At 63.7% G+C, this 19221-nt stretch carries 14 protein-coding genes; 9 read left to right on the forward strand and 5 right to left on the reverse strand.

The window, feature by feature from the left end; genetic code table 11:
• Positions 1-377: 377 nt before the first annotated feature.
• Both A5784_RS10925 and A5784_RS10930 read right to left on the reverse strand, forming a co-directional pair.
• On the reverse strand, positions 378-2360 hold the full coding sequence (locus tag A5784_RS10925; protein ID WP_064944926.1) for an APC family permease: 1983 nt from the start codon (positions 2358-2360) through the stop codon (positions 378-380).
• Positions 2361-2635: 275 nt separating this feature from the next.
• Entirely contained in the window at positions 2636-4114 is a 1479-nt protein-coding gene (locus A5784_RS10930) for an APC family permease (protein WP_064944927.1), read from the reverse strand.
• Positions 4115-4738: 624 nt separating this feature from the next.
• Here A5784_RS10930 and A5784_RS10935 point away from each other — a divergent pair.
• Positions 4739-5257 (forward strand): hypothetical protein, encoded by a 519-nt coding sequence (locus A5784_RS10935; RefSeq protein ID WP_156750497.1) that lies wholly within the window; start codon positions 4739-4741, stop codon positions 5255-5257.
• 263 nt (positions 5258-5520) lie between these two features.
• Here A5784_RS10935 and A5784_RS10940 read toward each other — a convergent pair whose 3' ends face one another.
• The 3 genes from A5784_RS10940 to A5784_RS10950 form a co-directional block, all read right to left on the reverse strand.
• Complete coding sequence (locus A5784_RS10940) at positions 5521-6360, reverse strand: GAF and ANTAR domain-containing protein (RefSeq protein WP_064944929.1); 840 nt, start codon at positions 6358-6360, stop codon at positions 5521-5523.
• Between the two features lie 96 nt (positions 6361-6456).
• Entirely contained in the window at positions 6457-7251 is a 795-nt protein-coding gene (locus A5784_RS10945; protein WP_502687507.1) for a bestrophin-like domain, read from the reverse strand.
• Between the two features lie 25 nt (positions 7252-7276).
• The gene (locus A5784_RS10950) at positions 7277-8623 is read right to left on the reverse strand and encodes an FAD-binding oxidoreductase (protein ID WP_064944930.1); all 1347 of its coding nucleotides are present in this window, start codon (positions 8621-8623) and stop codon (positions 7277-7279) included.
• A gap of 327 nt (positions 8624-8950) precedes the next feature.
• Between A5784_RS10950 and A5784_RS10955 the strand changes: the two genes are divergently transcribed.
• The 8 genes from A5784_RS10955 to A5784_RS10985 all read left to right on the forward strand — a co-directional run bounded on the left by A5784_RS10955 (position 8951) and on the right by A5784_RS10985 (position 19180).
• On the forward strand, positions 8951-9313 hold the full coding sequence (locus tag A5784_RS10955; protein WP_064944931.1) for a hypothetical protein: 363 nt from the start codon (positions 8951-8953) through the stop codon (positions 9311-9313).
• Positions 9314-9766: 453 nt separating this feature from the next.
• On the forward strand, positions 9767-10627 hold the full coding sequence (locus A5784_RS10960) for a LysR family transcriptional regulator (protein WP_064944932.1): 861 nt from the start codon (positions 9767-9769) through the stop codon (positions 10625-10627).
• Between the two features lie 204 nt (positions 10628-10831).
• Positions 10832-12190, forward strand: a complete 1359-nt coding sequence (locus A5784_RS10965) for an MFS transporter (protein WP_064944933.1) — start codon at positions 10832-10834, stop codon at positions 12188-12190.
• A 96-nt stretch (positions 12191-12286) separates the two neighbouring features.
• Positions 12287-14653: an arylsulfatase gene (locus A5784_RS10970; protein WP_064944934.1), complete on the forward strand. Its 2367-nt coding sequence runs from the start codon at positions 12287-12289 to the stop codon at positions 14651-14653.
• 56 nt (positions 14654-14709) lie between these two features.
• Positions 14710-15039 carry a YidH family protein gene (locus A5784_RS10975; RefSeq protein WP_064944935.1) on the forward strand — a complete coding sequence of 110 codons (330 nt, stop codon included), beginning with the start codon at positions 14710-14712 and terminating at the stop codon, positions 15037-15039.
• Positions 15036-15356, forward strand: coding sequence for a DUF202 domain-containing protein (locus tag A5784_RS39805; protein ID WP_082944762.1), 321 nt, complete (start codon positions 15036-15038; stop codon positions 15354-15356). The genes A5784_RS10975 and A5784_RS39805 overlap by 4 nt, the downstream gene beginning before the upstream one ends.
• Before the next feature lie 261 nt (positions 15357-15617).
• Positions 15618-17240 carry a glutamate synthase-related protein gene (locus A5784_RS10980; protein ID WP_064944936.1) on the forward strand — a complete coding sequence of 541 codons (1623 nt, stop codon included), beginning with the start codon at positions 15618-15620 and terminating at the stop codon, positions 17238-17240.
• Entirely contained in the window at positions 17237-19180 is a 1944-nt protein-coding gene (locus A5784_RS10985; protein WP_064944937.1) for a thiamine pyrophosphate-dependent enzyme, read from the forward strand. Before A5784_RS10980 ends, A5784_RS10985 begins: the two co-directional genes overlap by 4 nt.
• The last annotated feature ends 41 nt before the right edge of the window (positions 19181-19221 follow it).

The raw sequence follows: 19221 nt of genomic DNA on the forward strand, positions 1-19221 counted from the left end.
ATGCGATCGTCGGCAGCGTCAGATGTGTATAAGAGACAGCCAAAATGGCGATGCGGCACGCTTTGTAGTCTCAGGCTCGGGCCCCGTAAGCGGGATTGAAGGCCAGCACACCAGCTTCGCGCCGGATCAGAGACCAAGCCGACCTGGTCGTTGGGCGTGGACGAAGCCTCTGCCGCCATCCGCCGGGCACTCGATATTGCTGTGCGCCAATGACTTCCACTGCTCACGACGCTCATCAGAGCTGTGGAGTTTTGCTGCAGTGTTATGCCGGCACCGAGAACCCGTCGCAGTTGCTTGGTCTCATCGGTCGGGTGGCCGCAAGCTGTTACCCAGCAGGCGCGGCCGCACGACGTCTATCCGCTTCGTCGCCTGACGGGTTATCCGCCGACGTGCACGATCGGTCGGCGTTGCACATCGCGTTCGGCCTGGCGAAGCACTTCGCGGGTAACGGGTGCGGTCTCGCCTTGACCGAGCAGGACGAATCGGGCCAAGTGGGCCAACGGGTTGCCTTCGGTCCATTGGAAATGCAGGTGAGGCAGCAGGCCGGTGTCGTCGCGCACGCGCAACATCAACGCAGCCAAGGCGTTCGGCGCTGCAGAGCTCTCCAGCCTCAGGAGATGGTGTCCGGCGGTGTCGATCCCGTGGACGGTCAGAGTGGAGGAGAACTCGGAGGGGTCGATCACCTCGACCTCGACGACGATGACATGCGCGTCCGGCGGGATCGGGTTGAGCAGCCGCTGCTGGTGTTCCTTTTCTTCCAGCTCTTCGGCGGTCTCGTCACAGCGATAGCGGTGGGCGATGAAGTGCAGTGCCCCCGCGGTAATTCCGTCCGCAATGAAGCGCAGCGCCAGCTCATCGAACTCGATGCGCTCGTGACGCAGTTCGGTGCTGCGACTGACCCGAGAGGCCAGAGAGACCACCACCATCGCGACGATGAAGAGTATTGAGATGACGATGCCGTCCGGCTTGTCGACGATGTTCACCACCACGGCGTACGCCAGCAGCGCGGTGACGATGGAGAAGCCGATCGTGGCGCCGGTGCGGTGATATCGGTGCATGGCCAGGGTCACTGCGAATGCCCCGGACATCATCATGACCAGGATGCCGGTGGCGTAGGCGCCGGCCTGAGAGTCGACGTCCGCCCCGAACCAGATGGTGATCGCGATGGCGATCGCAGTGTTGAGCAGGACGACCGGGCGTACCGCGCGGCCCCATTCGGGAGCCATGCCGTAGGACGGCAGGTAGCGCGGCACGATGTTGATCAGGCCCGCCATGGCTGACGCGCCGGCAAACCACAGGATCAGGATTGTGCTGATGTCGTATGCCGTGCCGAAGCCATTGCCGAGCAATCCGTGAGCAAGGTATGCCAGTGCGCGCCCGTTGGCCTGCCCGCCTGCGGCGAACTCTGGGGCCGGTATCAGCACGGTGGTGATGAAGCTGGTCGCGAGCAGGTAGGCACTCATGATGAACGCTGCAGTGCCGAGAAGCTTTCGGGTGCGCGCGATTCGGCTCTTCCGCCGTTCCTCCTCGGTTCTGCCGTCAGCCTTGATCAGCGGCATCATGCTGACCCCGGTCTCGAACCCGGACAAGCCCAGCACCAACAGCGGAAACGCGATGAACGCCGTCATGAGGGCGTTTCCCGCGCCGCCAGTGGACAGCATCGCGGTGAGCCAGTCGTGCACGCGGAAAGGTTGGCCGATACAGGCGAGGACCCCGGCGATCACCACGACCAGATTCAGGCCGAGGTAAGCCACGACAAGCGGCACCGCGACGATGACCGCTTCGCTGAAGCCGGCCAGAAACACCCCGCCCAGGATGAGCAGCAGGATCACCGTGATGACGACCGGGTGTCCGTCGAACGCCTCTGGTGTGAAAGGGTTCTCGATCAGGTGCGCGCTGGCGTCAGCCGCCGACAGGGTGATGGTGATGATCCATGAGGTCACCACGAACCCCAAAAGCACCAGCACGAGCAGTTTTCCGCGCCAGAACGGCAGCAGCCGTTCCAGCATCGCCACCGATCCCTGTCCGTGGGGACTTTCCTGGGCCACCCTGCGGTACATCGGCAACATGCCCAGCAGGGTCAGGAACACGATCAGCAGTGTGGCCAGCGGCGAAATCGCACCGGCGGCCAATGCGGCAATTCCCGGCGTATAACCAAGACTGGAAAAGTAATCCACGCCCGTCAGGCACATCACCTTCCACCAGGCGTTCTCCTCGTGGTGTTCCTCGGACACCTCCGGCCCGGTGATCGACGTGACTCGCGCACGCATCAGCCAACGAACGAACGGGCTCGCTGAACGTTTGGGTCTGCTCGGCACCGGAGCGGCGATTACAACATCGGGATGGCCGGTCTGGGTCATCGTGTTCCTCCACGAACGGCGGTTGGGCTAGTAGGGCACATGGGCATGGTTCGGTCAGGGCGACAGCGGAACCCCAGACGAGATGGCGTCGTGCAGGACAGTCCATCCGGTACTGGGAGTTCCGCTGTCTTTCCTGGGCCCCCCACCTGGCGTGTCATGGTCGCCAGAGGCCCGGTCATGGTGGTCGGTCGTGGCTACCGACCAAGGGGTGGATTTCGTTTTCGGTTATATCTGGATTCCGCCGCAGCGTCGGACGCGGCGGGCCAATGCCAGGCTTATGCGGGTTCAGGTTCGGGTTCGACAGGGGCGGGTGTGTTTTGGATGCGGCGGTCGGTGATGCGACGCCACATGTGCAGGGGGACGTAGGCGGCCAGGACGAGGACGCCGACGAAGAACAGGGTGTGGCTGGGGGTGCCGATGACGATCGAGGGGCTGTTCCAGCCGCCGAAGAGCCACAGCACGGTGCAGAAGATCCCGATGGCCAGGGCGATCCAGCGCATGAAGCCCGGGAGTCGGACTGGGCGGTGGATGTCGGGGCGGGTGTGGCGGTGGGCGAAGTACGCGAAAAAGACCAGGCCACAAGAGAAGAGGTAGCCCATGTTGGAGAAGATGTAGATGCGGAGGGGGCTGCCGAAGAGTAGGACGATCACCGAGCACACGACGTTGAACGCCATGGCGCGGGCGGGCACGCCGTGGGTGTTGAGGCGGCCGAACCAGCGAGGCAGCATGCCGTCCTCGGAGGCTTGATAGAGCGAGCGGGCGCAGCCCATGATCGCGTTGAGTACCGAGAGGAGCAGGGCCACGATGAGGGGTAGGCCAAGGGCCCATTCGACCCAGCCGCCGGTCGTGCCGGTGACTTTGGTGATCAGCGCGGAGAAGATGGTGAGCGGGTCGGCGTCCTTGGCGACACCGAGGACCAGGACGAGCGCGACAGCCATGAAGACGAAGATGAAAAAGCCGTAGATCCCTTCGATGGTCATGGCGATCTTCGCGTCGCGGGCCGGATTGCGGCATTCGCCGAGGTAGCAGGCGGCGGCTTCCATGGCCAGTACCGACCAGGTCATGACGAACATCCACGCCAAGATCAGGGTCGGGCTGCCGGTGACACCTGACGCGAAGTGGAAGCCCGCGAGATTGCTCAGCGTCATGGAGCTCGGGCGGAACAGCGGCAGCAGGATGAGCAGGGTCAGCGGAGCCATGGACACGATGCCGAGGACCGTGGCGAATTCGGCGCCGAGTTTGATGCCGAAGTAGGCGGGCACGTACATGATCGCGATGGCGACGATCGAGATGATCAGCACCGACAGCGTGATGGGGCTGCCCAGTCCGCCGAACGGCAGAAACGACGGGCCGGTGGGGATGGAGAACAGCTGGGTGATGTAGGCCGAGGCCAGGATCATGTTGATGGGGGCGACCGGGAACCAGCCCAGCCAATAAGCCCAGGCCGAGAGGCCGCCGAGGTGGGTGGCGGTGGCGGGGTGGACCAGTTCGAAGGATTCGGTGGTGTAGGAGGGCAGTCCGCCGGTGCGGTGCGGCATGACGGCGGCCAGTTCGGCAGCAAACAGACACAGCAGAACCCCGATGCCGGTGGCGATGGCCAGCATCGGCACCGCCGCGGCGCCGAGGGCTTGCACGGCCGGTGGGTCGATACCGGTGACCAGGATGGGGCCGGCCAATCCGATGACGAAGGCACCCCACCAGTTGGTGCCTTTGTGCAATTTCGGTTCAGACCCAACGGGGTTCGACGACGTCATGCCGGGAGTCCCTTCGCGGGCGCTGCAGCGTGCAGCGGACGAACGCACCTCAGCGGTGTGATTCGGAGCACAGTACGCCTGTTTCTCGACAAGAAACAGAATTTAATGTTGTGAAAAACCTGTACATCGCGGCGACCCAGAATACCGCTGCCCGCTCATCAACCACGCCACCCACCGACGAACTTTGAAAAGGCAAAAACCTTACGCCGCAACAACCTCCATCCTCGCCCCACAAATCACGCAGCCCGGCATCAATTATGCCTACGGACGTCCTCGTCGACAGAGTTCGATTCGCCCTGCCACTCCTTGTGGGCGACCAATCTTCTCGTGTGTCACCGGGAGAATCCGAAACGTCGGCCACCGCTCGCGCCCGGTCGTCGGCACTCTAGGTGGACCGCACGGCCAGGCTGTTCCTCCAAATAATCTTGGGCAACAACGCATTACGTCAGAGAGTCAGTTGTCTTGCCAGTCCCGTTAATGGTCGTCTTCGGCACGCAGCACCACTATGAGCGCGGGCGCAGCCGGCGACGGAGCACTGGAGTAGTCAACTACTGCATGCGCCAGCTGCATCTCGTCCGATCATGGCAGAACCGGGGTTCAGGTACTGCACAGGAGAGAACGCTCATGACTTACAACAGAACTCGCATCGCTTCCGTCGCCACGGCTGTGTGTGCAACCGTGTCCCTCACGATGCCGGCGTCGGCGTCCGCGATGCCAAGAGTTCCCTTGGCCCCGTTCTGCGGTGGGTGGGCGTTGCCTGCCGGCAATTTTGTGATCAACCAGGACAACAACATCGTGGTGGAGATGGATGGGTGGGATGGACCGGCGCCGTCACAGCAGCATATTCAGTACCAATTGAACTATTCACTGTTCGGCCAGCCGCCAGCCGTGACGACAGGCACAGTGACCGACGGCGCCATTGAGGGCAACACGATTCACTTCAAAGCGGATTGGGACCCACATCCGGGATCGAGCGACTGGAACCAGTACACCGGCACCATCGATGACAACGGATACGCGAGCGGGACTACCTATAACGATGGCCAGAAGGCGGATAGGGGCAACAAGTGGGGTTCGGTCGGCCCACTTACCTGCGTCGGTTCACCCGGCGTCCCGTGGATGCCGCCGATAGTGACTTCGTAGGAGCTGTCCAATCCGACAGCAGTGAGGATTACGACTCCGTACCGCCGCACTTGCACGAGCCGGATCGAACAAAACGAACATCGCCGGCGAACGTTTGCGCCAGCAGCTCAGCGGGCACACCACGCACGGTGGGGGCTGCGATGGGCTGCTTCGAGGCCCTGCACAAGGCGATGCTCAGGACCGCAGCCTCGACGTTGAGCACCCAGCGCCGATCCCGTGTCGCCGACCCCCATCGCTCTCAAAATCGCACCCGATGCGGCAGCTCAGACGGCCTCACCATCTGTTTCCGTGCCGGGCGGCGACGTGAGCTGCCGCACGAGACGAGTGGCCACGATGCGCAGTGGAACATTCGTATTCTGGCTTTCCCGACGCAACCGCGCGAAGGCCTCGTCGGCATCGATTGCGTGCATGGCCATCAACATTCCCTTGGCCTGTTCGATGGGCGCGCGTGTCTCCAAGGCCCGCTGCAGCCCGGTCGCCACATCATGGGCCGACCGGAAGCGCGCGAAATCGCCGATCGCGCGAGACACTGCCTCGGTCAACAGGTCCAGAATTTCGACGTCGAAGCTATCGAACGCCGAACTGGACCGGCCATACAGATTGAGTGACCCGAACGTCTGATCCCCGGCGATCAGCGGCGCGGCGAGAAAACTGCGAATGCCTTCGGCGTGCGCAGCCGCCGCAAATCGCGGCCAGGTGGCGGCGGCCTGGCCGAAGTCCACAAGCACGATCTGGCCGGTGCGGGCGGCGTGTAGGCAAGGACCCTCGCCGCAGTCGTACTGTTCGGTATCGACCCGCAGAGTGCGCTGATCGGTGTGCACAGCCGTGTAGGTTTTCCTGGCCAGATCGATGGTCACGCCCGTGCTGTCGGCGCCAGGAATCGTCTGCTGAGCAATCTGCGCGAGGTTCTGCAGCAAGCTGAGCAGTTCGTCCTCATCGGCGACGGTCCGGCTTACTGCGAGCAATCTCCGACCGAGCTCGGTAGCGCTGACGTGCCAAGCCCCGGCGGCCGCAGCGACGACCAGCTCAGCCGCCTCGCCGGCATCTGGAGCCGCCGCCTTTGCGGGCAGCGAATCGTCGGTACGCGGATCCGAATGCGTCATTCAATGAGTGTGGCATAACTGACGCACGGGTAACTACCAGTCCGGCATTGACTCCAGGGACCCGCAGCCCTGTGCCTGTGGCGTAATCCGCCTCGACTACGCCGGTGCGTTCGACAGCACCTGAATAACCTCATCCAGCGGTTCCGGTGACGTCGCCAGCTCGCCGAGGTACGGATGCGAAAACTCCAAGACCATGAACAGTGCCGCGGCGATCAGCACGCACAAGCTCGCGACCATCACGTAGTGCATGGACGGTTTCTCGACGCCGTAGACAATCGCGCAGCCGAGGACCAAACCGCTGGTCAGCAAAATGACCACCCACAACGACCACGGTGGGCCGACATCTATCCGGGCCTGCAATATCCGTTCTGTACGTGACAGGCGGATGCTGTCCAGGTTGCCCAATGAGGTGTCAACAGCCTTGGTTTGAGTGTCGTTGCGCGGCTGGACTTGTCGATAGGCGGTGTAGAGACGCGCGAGCGCCTTGTCGGCTTCAGGGGAGGAACGGCCGGCAGAGGCTTCTGGCCACTCGGCTATTGCCGCACGTTGGTACTCGAGCAGGCTCTCGCGGATCCGGTCGCTGTCGGTCTTGTCGAACACATTGAGGTCCCCCGCCAGCTGCACCCCGGTCGCTGCCTCAGTCCGCACCTCGGAGTCCGCATCGTTCATCTGACCCCAAAAGGTGTTGGTGAAGAAGGTGACCAGGATCGCGAACATGAATCCGATGAAGCTGAAGGCGAACAACGTGACATGGTTCTGTTCGCCCTCCTCCAACCGCGGGAACCGATGCCGGACATAGAACAAGAGCAGCAACGCTCCGCCCGCGATGAGGACAACGAGTCCGAGCAGCAGCAGCCACGATGGGACGTTGCTCAGCAGCCAGCGACTCACTAGTCACAAATCCTCACGGTCGCGCTCACAGGCTCTGCTCGTAGGTGAACACCTGGTCAGGATCGTATTTCGCCTTGACAGCGCGCAGCCGATCGACGTTGGGTCCCCAATATGCGGCTTCCCACCCCGCCATGTCGGCATTCGGAACATTGACATAGGCGCCATTCACGAAGGGGCTCAACGCTTCACCGAAGTCCGCGATCCACGCGAGGCACTCCGCGGTCAGCGGATCGTCCGCGTCGGGGTCCGCGCCGCGAGTGCCCCACCCGGCGCCGGGTTCGGCATAGAAGAGGGCGTCGCGGTGAGCGAATGCCGAACCACCGGCCGGTTCGCTGCTGGTGACGGCTCCACCGAACGCGTTGGTGAAGTAGTCGCACGTCGGAGTCGGTGCCTTGGCCATGAGCGATGCGACCAGGCCGATCGCTTCCGGCGGGAACGGCTCAGAAATGAACTGCGAGTGGTACTTCCAGTTCGCGGCCTCCTCGGCGACGGGTATCTGAAAGCTCGCGTAGATGTCGGCCCAGCGTGCGTCCTTCACCGCGACCTCGGGTCCACCGACCGACAGAATCGGCGCCAGCATCTGCGCGGCCTCCTTTTCCGACCCGCCGGCCAGCAAACCGACCAACTTGACCTCATCACGGTGAATCTCAAGCTGGGAGGTGAGGCGATTGTCGGTGTGAGGAGCGACATCCTGCCAGGTTGCGAACACGTCCTGAAGGTCGAGCAACCGTGGCCATATCGCGGTGAGGTAGATCGCCTGCGTCAAGGGATGGATCTTGTAAGTCAGTGACGTGACGATTCCGAAGTTTCCATTGCCGGCGCCTCGCAGCGCCCACAGTAGATCTGCGTTGTTCTCCTCGTCAGCGACGATCACCTCGGCCCCGCCGCCCGCCTGCGCGACGACCACCTCTGCCCCGAGCAGATTGTCCGATGCCATGCCGTACCTGCGGGTGAGCAGACCGAAACCGCCCCCGAGCGTCGCCCCAACGAGCCCGACCGTTCCCTCCGTCCCGGTCGGTGCCGCGAAGCCGGCCTTACCGAGTCCGGTTACCGCTTCCAACTGGTTGAGTCCGGCACCGACGGTGGCAGTACTCGAAGCCTCGTCGATCTGGGTCGACTTCATTCGACTCACGTCGATGACGAGACCACCGTCGACGGCCGACCAACCCTCCAGGCTGTGGCCACCGCTGCGGGCGCGGACCGGAACATCGTTCTGCCGCGCCCACGTCAGGGCATTGACCACATCCGCCGTCTCGGTGCAGAACACGATCGCCTGAGGATGGCAGGAGTACAGCAGGTTGTAGCCGACCCGCGCCCCGTCATAGGCCGAATCACCTGGCCGCACAACCTCGCCCGTCAATGTTGTGGCCACAGCGTCACTCCTTGTTTGCGTGAGGACATCCGCTTCCCCGGCTCCGATTCCCATCTCACGAGCGCCACCGAGCTGACAGCTGACAACTCGTCGGCAACGTGCGCTTGCGGCCCAACTTCCGTCATCGCGGCCCTACCGTCGCAGGAATCAACACGCCAAATCTACTCAGCAAGGCGGGAGTTGTTCGGGGAATTTGACACCTCTGCAGGTTATTTGCTGAGAGTTGACTGGATCCTCGCTGAGGGCGCAGCTGAGCCGGTGAGGAGAAGCGCGAATGGCCACCACCGAGGGCTCTACATCGCCAGGTCAGAGGCCTATGCTTTCGCCATGATCCACACCGCGGTGGTCGGCGTTTGCGAATATCGGATCAGTACTGAAGAAGAAGACGTCATCGACGCGCGGTGGATCACCGACGACCAGGTCGAGGACGGCTGCAAGATCTGCCGGGGCCGAGCAACGGGCGACACGTCCAACGGCTTTCCCGGTGATTACCACGTCAAGTACTTCGGCGCCGAAGACGAATTGGTCGGCGACTTCGATTTGCATATCGAACAGCTCGGGGACGCTTGTCGCCTGACCTGGCGCAACCGCCCCGACGCCGAATCCGCGCCCGGCGAAATCGCGTGCGAGGGAATCGGTTTCCCGCCTGACGACCACTCGATGGTGCTGACGTACTGGCTGACGGAGTAAGTATACTTGGTTCTTCTCAACATCTTTCGCGCAGGCTACGGCATGCCCGCAGGATGGCTGATCGAGAGCGGATTCGACTGCGCCAGCGGGAAATACACACCGCCGGCATCAGCTCTTGAGTTGTTCGACCCAAATCGCATGCACAGCAAGGTTGCCCGCATTGACCCAACTATGGGGCCTGTCCGGGTAGCATCATCAGCGAATCTCTCGTTGCGAGAACGTGTCTCTCCGGCGGCGGTGCCACGATCAGCAGCGCCGGCGCCATCGAGTGACCGGACGACGCCAACTCCTCCCACGTGACGGTCCAGGACAGCGATATCAGCCCTGCCGGCATTCGAGGCGCACACTGTGGCGGTGATTCGCGGCGCATCTGTACCAGACACGCACTCCGGTGCCGACGCGCATCGGGTCATCCGGCCACCCCTGACAGCGGCACAGGTTTAGGCTGCGCGGATGGAGCGCCGGCAGTTGGAGTACTTCCTCGCCGTGGTGGAGCACGGCGGGTTCACCAATGCTGCGCGGGCCTTGTACGTGGCACAACCGTCGCTGTCACATGCGATTGCAGCGCTGGAGGCCGAACTGGGCGGAGCATTGTTCCACCGGTTGCCACACGGAGCGGTACCGACAGCAGCTGGCGAGGCGCTCATCGTGCCCGCCAGACAGGTGACTCGGGACCTGTCCACGGCGGCGGCGACGGTGCGTGAAGTCCTCGGGTTGTCTGGTGGCCGGCTGGACATCGTTGCGCAGACCACGTTTGCCGTCGATCCGCTTTCGGGATTGCTGGGCGAGTTTATGCGCAGCCATCCGAAGGTCACCGTTCGAGTGGCCGATCCCGAACAGGCAACGCAGGTAAGCCATCTGGTGCGGAGCGGGGATTGCGAACTCGGGTTGGTGGACGCGACTGTGCCCTGTGGGGACCTGGAGTCGATGTTGCTCGGCGATCTTACCCTTCACCTGGTGTTGCCACCGGGACATGCCCGGCAACGAGCAGTCGCTCTCGCCGACTTGGCTACTCTGCGGTTCGTGGCGACCCCGCAAGGCACTGCCACGCGCGGCGTACTCGACGAGGCCCTACGGCAGATAGGGCTCGCACCGGAGATCGCGGTGGAAACCACGCACCGGGCGATGATCGTGCCGCTCGTGCTCGAAGGTGCTGGGGCCGCTTTGCTACCGCAGTCAATGGCAGCGGACGCGGGCGCCAAGGGCGCGGCGGTGGTGACGACCGACCCACCGCTTCGCTACTCCGCTCGGCTGGTGTGGCGATCGGGACCGCTTTCGCCGGCCGCCGCAGGGTTCGTTGCGCTCGCGCGCTGAGATGGACTCCGCCGGACTCACCGTCGGCGATCGCCGCCCATAGAACATGTGAATGGGATCAATCGAAAAGCAGTCTCGGCCCGGACGCGAAAGGCCGTTCCCTGACGGATGCGCACGTGGAACTGTGATAGCCGACACACACATAGCGAAAACGCTGAGTCGGATTAGTGAGCGCATCAATTCGAATGCAGGGAGAAAATCTCGATGAGTTTCGATGTTGTCGATGAAGCCCCTCTGGGCAGATTCCATTACAAACTTGCGGCCGCATGCAGTGGCGGGCCTCTATTGGATGGGTACCTGCTGGCCATCGTGGGCATCGCGCTACCCGGGATCGCGAGTGAAATGAGACTTTCAACAACCATCGAAGCGACTCTCGGCGTGGCGGCATTGATCGGGATGTTCTTCGGGGGCCTGATATTCGGTCCGATCACTGATCGAATCGGCCGCAAGACGATGTACACCCTCGATCTCTTGGTGCTGATTGTGGGGTCTGTGTTATCGATATTTGTCACCGAAGCGTGGCAGCTGATCATTTTGCGATTTCTGATTGGCGCGGCGATCGCGGCTGATTACCCCATTGCCACCTCCCTGCTCACCGAATGGTTACCGCGCCGCCAGCGTGGGCAGATGTTCACCTGGGTGATCATCATCTGGTACGTCGGTGCGGCGCTCGCCTATTTGGTGGGCTACTTGATCATCGAGAGCATCGGGCACGAGGGCTGGCGATGGATGCTGGCCTCCGGGGCGATCCTGGCGGCAGTGGTGTTCCTGCTGCGCCTGGGTACCCCTGAATCGCCCCGCTGGCTCGTCGCCGCTGGACGCGTCGACGAAGCTGCTCGGGTGGTCGAACACACTCTGGGCACCCCGGTGACGGCGGAGGAACTGTCGGGGGTCGTGATGCTGCCAGGAGAAACCCGCGGCAGCATCGCGGCGTTGTTTCGCGGCGTCTATCTGCGCCGGATGATATTTGTGGTCATCTTCTTCAGCTGCGCGATCGTCCCGCTGTTCGCCTTGCTGACCTTCGGCCCAAAGTTGCTGGAAGCCCTCGGTTTCGGCAGCGGAAACCTTGCCAACTTGGGCACCGCGATCATCAACCTGGTGTTCGCCATCGGATGCCTGCCCGCCATGCGACTGCTAGAGACTGCAGGCCGGCGCAAGACAGTCATCTGGTCGTTTGCGCTGATGGTGCTGCCCCTCTTCGCGCTTGGGGCATGGGCTCACGCACCGGCGTTTTTCGTCGTGTCGTTCTTCTGCATGTACGCGTTGTTCTCCGGCGGCCCGGGGATCCTCGAGTGGGCGTACCCGAACGAACTGTTCCCGACCCACGTCCGTGCTGCTGCGGTCGGTATCGCCGTCGCGTTGACCAGGTTCGCAGCGGCCGTGGGTACGTTCCTCGTGCCGCTATCGCTGACGAGCCTGGGCACCTCCGCAACCATGTACATCGGCGCCGGCATCACCTTCGTGGGTTTCCTGACCTGTGTGGCGTTGGCAGAGGAAACGAGCAACCGCTCCCTGGAGGACACCGGCGCCATACCCGCCCTATCGCCGGACCTTACGCACTAGCGCTGTGTGGCTCGGTCGCTCAACCGCTCGGGCGACGAGATGAGCGCGATCTCCTTGAATCCCAACAAGACACGTCATAGGAGCAGAAGAACCACCATGACTGACTTTCACGCAGGCCGGCACATACTCCCCGAGCCCGACCCGATCCAGACGGTGGTGACCGCGCTCGGCATCGACGAGCAGACCGCACCCTTCACCGCGGTACCCCCCATTCAACCGCCGGCGGGGGCACCCAACGTGGTGATCGTGGTCATGGACGACCTCGGATTCGGGACCTCGAGCGCGTTCGGCGGCCCGTGCGAAATGCCTGCCGCCGAGCGGCTGGCCGACGGCGGCCTGCGGTACACCCGCTTTCATGTCACGGCATTGTGCTCGCCGACCCGACAAGCGCTGCTGACCGGACGCAACCACCACTCGGTGGGCATGGGCGGTACGACGGAAATGGCCACCGCCGCACCCGGATACAACGGGTTTCGCCCCCGCAGCGCGGCAACACTTGCGCAGATCCTGCAGGGCAACGGATACAGCACCGCTGCGTTCGGCAAATGGCATCAAACCCCGCCGCGCGAGATCTCCCCGGTGGGCCCGTTCGACCGGTGGCCCACCGGGGAGGGCTTCGACCACTTCTACGGATTCATGGGCGCCGAGATGAACCACTGGTATCCGCTGCTTTTCCATGGCACCAACCCGGTCGAACCCAGTCGCCGACCCGAGGATGGCTACCACCTGTCCGAGGACCTGGCCGATCACGCCATCGATTGGGTGCGCATCCAGCGCACGTTGACCCCCGATCGTCCGTTCTTCACGTACCTGGCGTTCGGTGCATCGCATGCCCCGCTGCACGTTGCGCGCGAATGGCAGGACAAATACGCGGGCCGGTTCGATCACGGTTGGGACAGGCAACGCGATCTCACATTGGAGCAGCAGAAGCGACTCGGAGTGGTCTCGCCTGATGCCGAGCTGGCGCCGTGGGCCGCGGGCGTTCCGCATTGGGAGGAACTCTCCGATACCCAGCGGACATTGGCGGCCCGGTTCATGGAAACCTTCGCCGGATTCACTGAGCACGCCGACCATCAGGTCCAACGATTCGTTTCAGCGCTGGAAGAACTTGATGCGCTGGAAAACACGCTGTTCATTTACCTTCTCGGCGACAACGGTGCCTCCGGGGAAGGTGGAATCGAGGGCACCACGGTCGAGCACCGGCTTGGTCATGGGATCGTCGACGATCCCGAGGTCATGATCGATGAGATCGACGAGATCGGTGGCCCCAACAGCTATCCGATCGCTCCGGTCGGGTGGGCGCTGGCGCTGAACACCCCCTATCAGTGGACCAAACAGGTGGCCTCCCACTTCGGCGGTACCCGCGATGGACTCATCGTGCACTGGCCGGCCGGTATCAACGACACCGGTGGCCGCCGTCATCAGTTCCACCATGTCATCGACGTGCTGCCGACCGTGCTCGACTGCGCCGGCATCCCCCACCCAACCTCCGTGAACGGAACGGCCCAAAAGCCCATCGAAGGCGTGAGCATGCGCTACACGTTCGACGCACCCGATAGCCGCGACCGGCGGAGGACCCAGTATTTCGAAATGTGCGGCAACCGCGGCATTTATCACGAGGGGTGGATGGCCGTCACCCGGCACGGTATTCCCTGGGAGATGGTCCCTGACGCCGAGAAGCGGTTCGCCGACGACCGCTGGGAGCTCTACCACATCGACTGTGACTGGACCCAGGCAAACGATCTCGCCGAGGCCGAACCCGATAGGTTGCGCCGACTGCAGGACCTGTTCCTGATCGAAGCGGCCAAGTACCAGGTGTTTCCACTGGACCAGCGGGTGACGGAGCGGGAAAACCCGACGCTGGCCGGACGGATCGACCTGCTGGGCGGCCGTCAGCAGGTCACCTACCGGGGCGGCATGCGACGCTTTACCGAGGAGACGACACCGAACATCAAGAACCGTTCCCACAGCGTCACTGCCGACGTCGAGGTTCACGACAGCCAAGCTCGGGGCGTGATCATCTCGCAGGGCGGGCGGTTCGGTGGCTGGTCGCTCTATTGCCTCGACGGTCGAATCTGCTACGACTACAACTACTTCAATCTCGCGCACTACACGGTGCGGGCGGTCCAGCCGCTTGCCGCGGGGAGGCACGAGGTCCGCATGGAGTTCCACTACGACGGCGGTGGCAACGGGCTGGGCGGGAACACCGTGCTCATGATCGACGGAGTCAAACATGCCGAGGGCCGGGTCGAGCAGACCATCCCCTACTACTTCTCGTTCGACGAGACGCTCGATGTCGGGGTGGACCTGGGTACTCCCGTGACGGATGACTATCCGACCCTCGACAATGCCTTCACGGGCACGGTCCACACCGTCCGCATCGATCTCGACAGCCCGGCGCAGGCGCAGGCTGATCCAGCTGCCGATGAAGCGCGCTACCGCCGCATCCTCACGTCACAATGACAGAGTCCGATACAACGCGACCGAAGCGACCAGCCGGAGGAAGCGACGGGTTTGCCATGATCGACAAGGAACCCGACTACCGATTCACCCTGGCCAACGAGCGAACGTTCCTGGCGTGGACTCGCACAGCGCTCGCTCTGCTTGCCGGCGGTGTCGCCGTCGGTCAACTGTTTGCCACCGGCGTAGACGAAGGGGGCCGCCGAGTTCTCGGACTCACATGCGTTGTACTCGCCACAGCCGTCGCGATCGGGGCGTTCATTCGGTGGCGTCAGGTCCAAACCGCGATGCGTAGAGATGATCCGCTGCCGGATTCACCGATGGTCCGGCTGGCCGTCAGCGGGATCTGCGTGTCGGCCGTCATCTGCGCCGTGCTCATCCTCCTATGAGTGCATCGCGAGCACGCGATCCTGGCCTGCAACCTGAACGCACTGCACTCGCTTGGCGCCGCACCGTGCTCACAGCGGCGGGTGTGGCGCTGATTTGTGCGCGGTTGTGGCTGGAGCACCACGCGTTGTGGATGCTTCTGACCACAATCATGGTGTCGCTCACGGTATGCGTGACCAGCCTCGGACTGATCGTGCGTCGGCGGAGCTGTCACCACTCGCGCGACGTAGTACCACCTGCGACCTGCACCCTTGCCTTGACGAGCATGAGCGTCGCCGCGGCAGGAGGCGCCAGCGTAGTGGCGCTCTTCGGTAGTTGACTGGCAAAACTCCGTATCGGCTCCCGAGTCCCTGAACTGCATCAGTGTCTGAGTTGCATCCGCACCTCCACAACCACTACCTGGCGCAAACGGGCGGCTGGCAACAACATTCGACCACACGCAGCCTGTCCGGCGGTTCTTGTGACGCGCAGCTACGTTGGGTGTGGTTGTGGGTGGTGCCGGCAGCGAACGCCTCAGTCATGTGACTGATGCGCAGACGCCAGAGATGGTCGACGGTTCAGGTGTGGAGCTGAGCCCCTCGTGACAATTGAATCCGCGACCGCGCTGCGAGTCGCCGCGCTGTCCGAACTGCCCGAGAACACTCCGTATGCCGTGGTGGCCGCAGGCGTCGATGTCGTGCTGGTCCGCCGCGGACTCGACGTCTCGGCACTCTACGGTCGCTGCGCGCACCGCGGCGCCCTGATGGCCGACGGTCGCGTCGAGGGTGATCTCGTGGTGTGCGGCGTGCACGGCTGGCGCTATGAGATCGATTCGGGAGTCTCACCGGTCAATCCATCGGTCAGACTGGCCACGTTCCCGGCATGGGTGTCGGACGGGTCGGTCTACCTCGACGAATCGGCGATTGCCGAATTCGCCCGGGTCAATCCGCAGACCTATGCCGACGACGGCTACCAGGGCCGGTGGGTCAAGGCATCAGACACCGCCGAGGAACCGTACGTCACCCAGATACATGAGTGGGCGGCACACGGGCTGAGCAATGGCCACGGCCCGACGGCAGCCATGGGCGTGCCGCGAGATCAACTCCCGTCCTGGGATTCGATCCAGTTGGTCACAGCCCAGCTCTCGCGACTGCCGCTGCTCGACGACGAGCCGGTAAACACTCAAACGGTGATCGGCCCGAACGCATTGCGACCGTTGATGCTGGACATCCCGCTCTTCGTCAGCGACATGAGCTTCGGCGCTCTCTCCCAGGAAGCCAAGACCGCTCTCGCAGCCGGCGCCGAACTCGCCGGAACCGGCATCTGCTCAGGCGAAGGTGGCATGTTACCCGAAGAGCAGCAAGCGAATTCGAAGTACTTCTATGAGCTGGCGTCCGGCAGATTCGGCTGGAGCTTCGACCATCTGCACAAGGTCCAGGCCTTCCATTTCAAGGGTGGACAAGGAGCGAAGACTGGCACCGGTGGCCACCTGCCCGGCGCCAAGGTGGTCGGCCGGATCGCTGAGGTTCGCGGACTTCCGCCAGGCACCGCGGCCATCTCCCCGGCGCGGTTCCCAGACTGGACTTCGCTGCAGCAGTTCAAGGATTTCGCTGCGCAGGTCCGCGAGGTTTCCGGGGGAATCCCGGTGGGCTACAAGTTGAGTGCGCAGCACATCGAACGCGATATCGATGCCGCGCTCGACATCGGTGTCGACTATCTCATCCTCGACGGCCGCGGCGGTGGAACCGGCGCCGCCCCGACGATCTTCCGCGACAACATCTCGGTGCCCACAATTCCCGCGTTGGCCCGCGCCCGGCGCCATCTGGATGGCGCGCACGCCCAGCAGGTCACGCTCGCGGTGACCGGCGGTATTCGCACGCCGGCCGACATGGTGAAGGCGCTGGCGCTCGGCGCAGATGCGATCGGGCTGTCCAACGCAGCCCTGCAGGCCATCGGCTGCGTCGGTATGCGCGCATGCAACACCAACACCTGTCCTGCAGGTATCGCCACTCAGGACCCGCTCCTGCGAGCCCGCCTGCCTGTGCACGCCGCTGCGCAGCGGTTACATCGGTTCCTTTCCGCCGCGGTCGATCTCATGGTTGTCCTCGCCCGGGCTTGCGGACATCGCCGTCTTGCCGACTTCCAACTCGATGATCTCGTAACGTTCGACCGTGACTTCGCCTACCTGAGCGGGGTCCCGTATGCAGGAGCGATACCACTGTGAACGATTCGGACCTCAATTGGTACAAGGCCGCCGACGCAGACGAACTCGACGACGGCGAAGTCGCCATGTGCCCCGTCGGGGTCAAGACAGTCGCCCTGACCAGACTCGACGGGCGCTACGGCGCGATCGACAATCGGTGTCCTCACCAAGGAGGCCCGCTGGGCCAGGGCACGTTGGAGAACGACAAGATCCGGTGTCCGTGGCACGGTTTCGACTTCGATCCGTTCACCGGTGAGGCCGCGGGCGGCCCCGACTTCAATGTCCACACCTATCCGGTGGAGGTCCGTGACGACGGAATCTACGTCGGGACTCCACCACCGGCCCCGCATCCACGCACGGTCAGCGACGTGCTGGTGGACACCATGACCAACTGGGGTGTCGATACCGTCTTCGGTATGGTCGGTCACTCGAATCTCGGTGTCGCCGAGGCCATGCACCGCGCCGAATCTGCGGGAAAACTAAGGTATTTCGGTATCCGCCACGAGGGTGCCGCGGCATTCGCCGCGGCCGCGTACGGCAAGCTCACGGGCCGGCCTGCCGCGTGCTTCGGTATCGCCGGGCCCGGTTCGACAAATCTGTTGACCGGACTGTACGACGCGAAATCCGACCGGGCCCCGGTGCTGGCGCTCTCCGGCAACGTGGATTCCTCGGTTGCGGGCAAAGGTGCCTTCCAGGACATCGATCTGCTGGCGGCGTTCGCCGACGTGTCCGCGTATTCGGCAATGGTGCGCTCCGGCTCCGATCACGCCGAACTGATGACCATGGCGCTCAAACACGCCATCCTGAACCGCGGAGTCGGCCACCTGGTGTTGCCTGACGAAGTCCAGATCCTCGGAGCTCCGGAACAAAAGGCCTCCGGACCTGACGGCCGGATGCCTGACTTGCGGGTCGCGCCACCGGCGGCTGCGCTCCAACAAGCGCTCGACGCGATCGCGGCCGCGACCCGACCACTGGTGATCGTCGGTGCCGGAGCGAAATTCGACATGCCGGCGGTTGTCGCGCTGGCCGAACGACTGCACGCACCGGTGTTGACCACCTTCAAGGCCAAGGGTCAGATCTCCGACGCCCATCCGCTCGCCTGCGGTGTGCTGGGCCGCTCCGGTACGCCCGTCGCCTCATGGATGATGAACAAGGCCGATCTGCTGCTGGTGTTCGGGGCGTCCTTCTCAAACCACACCGGGATCTCGCCGTACAAGCCGATCGTCCAAGTCGACACCGACCCGATGATGCTCGGCCGCTTCCGCCCGGTCACAGTTCCGGTGCTTGGTGACGTCGGAGTCACCGCCACGGCCGCGCTCGATGGTCTGCGCCCGAACCCAGACCTGGTGGACCAACGCCGCGAGGTTGCCGAGCGGTGGGCGGTATGGCGGGCGGAGAAAGCCCGCCGGGCGGACAAAGACCCCGCCGGACGGGTCGCCGCCGCAACAGTATTCGAAGAGCTCAGCCGCCTGGTGCCCTCTGATGCCGTTCTCACGGTGGACGTGGGCAACCACGCGTACTCGTTCGGCCGATATTTCGAAACCACCGGCCAGTCGGTGCTGATGTCGGGCTATCTCGGATCCATCGGCTTCGGGTTCCCCGCGGCGATGGGTGCCTGGGCAGCTGCGCCGGACCGGCCCATCGTCGCGGTCACCGGCGACGGAGGCTTCGGTCAATACCTCGCCGAAGTCACCACCGCAGTGAAATACGACATGAACATCACGCACATCCTGCTCAACAACGGTGAACTCGCCAAAATCAGCGAAGAACAACGCAGCGCCGAGTACGCCGTTTGGCAGACGTCACTGCACAATCCCGACTTCGCCGGCTACGCGCGAAGCTGCGGTGCCTACGGGAGACGCGTCACCGCCGCGCAGGATCTCGGCTCGGCGATCGCCGAAGCCCTCGCCCATACCGGGCCGGCCCTCGTGGAGATCCTGACTGACCCGGCAAGCCACTAAGGCCGGATGTAATCGAAGGGGGCAGTCCCGAACCCAGTCCT

Source organism: Mycobacterium sp. 852013-50091_SCH5140682 (assembly GCF_001665685.1).
Taxonomy (GTDB): domain Bacteria; phylum Actinomycetota; class Actinomycetes; order Mycobacteriales; family Mycobacteriaceae; genus Mycobacterium.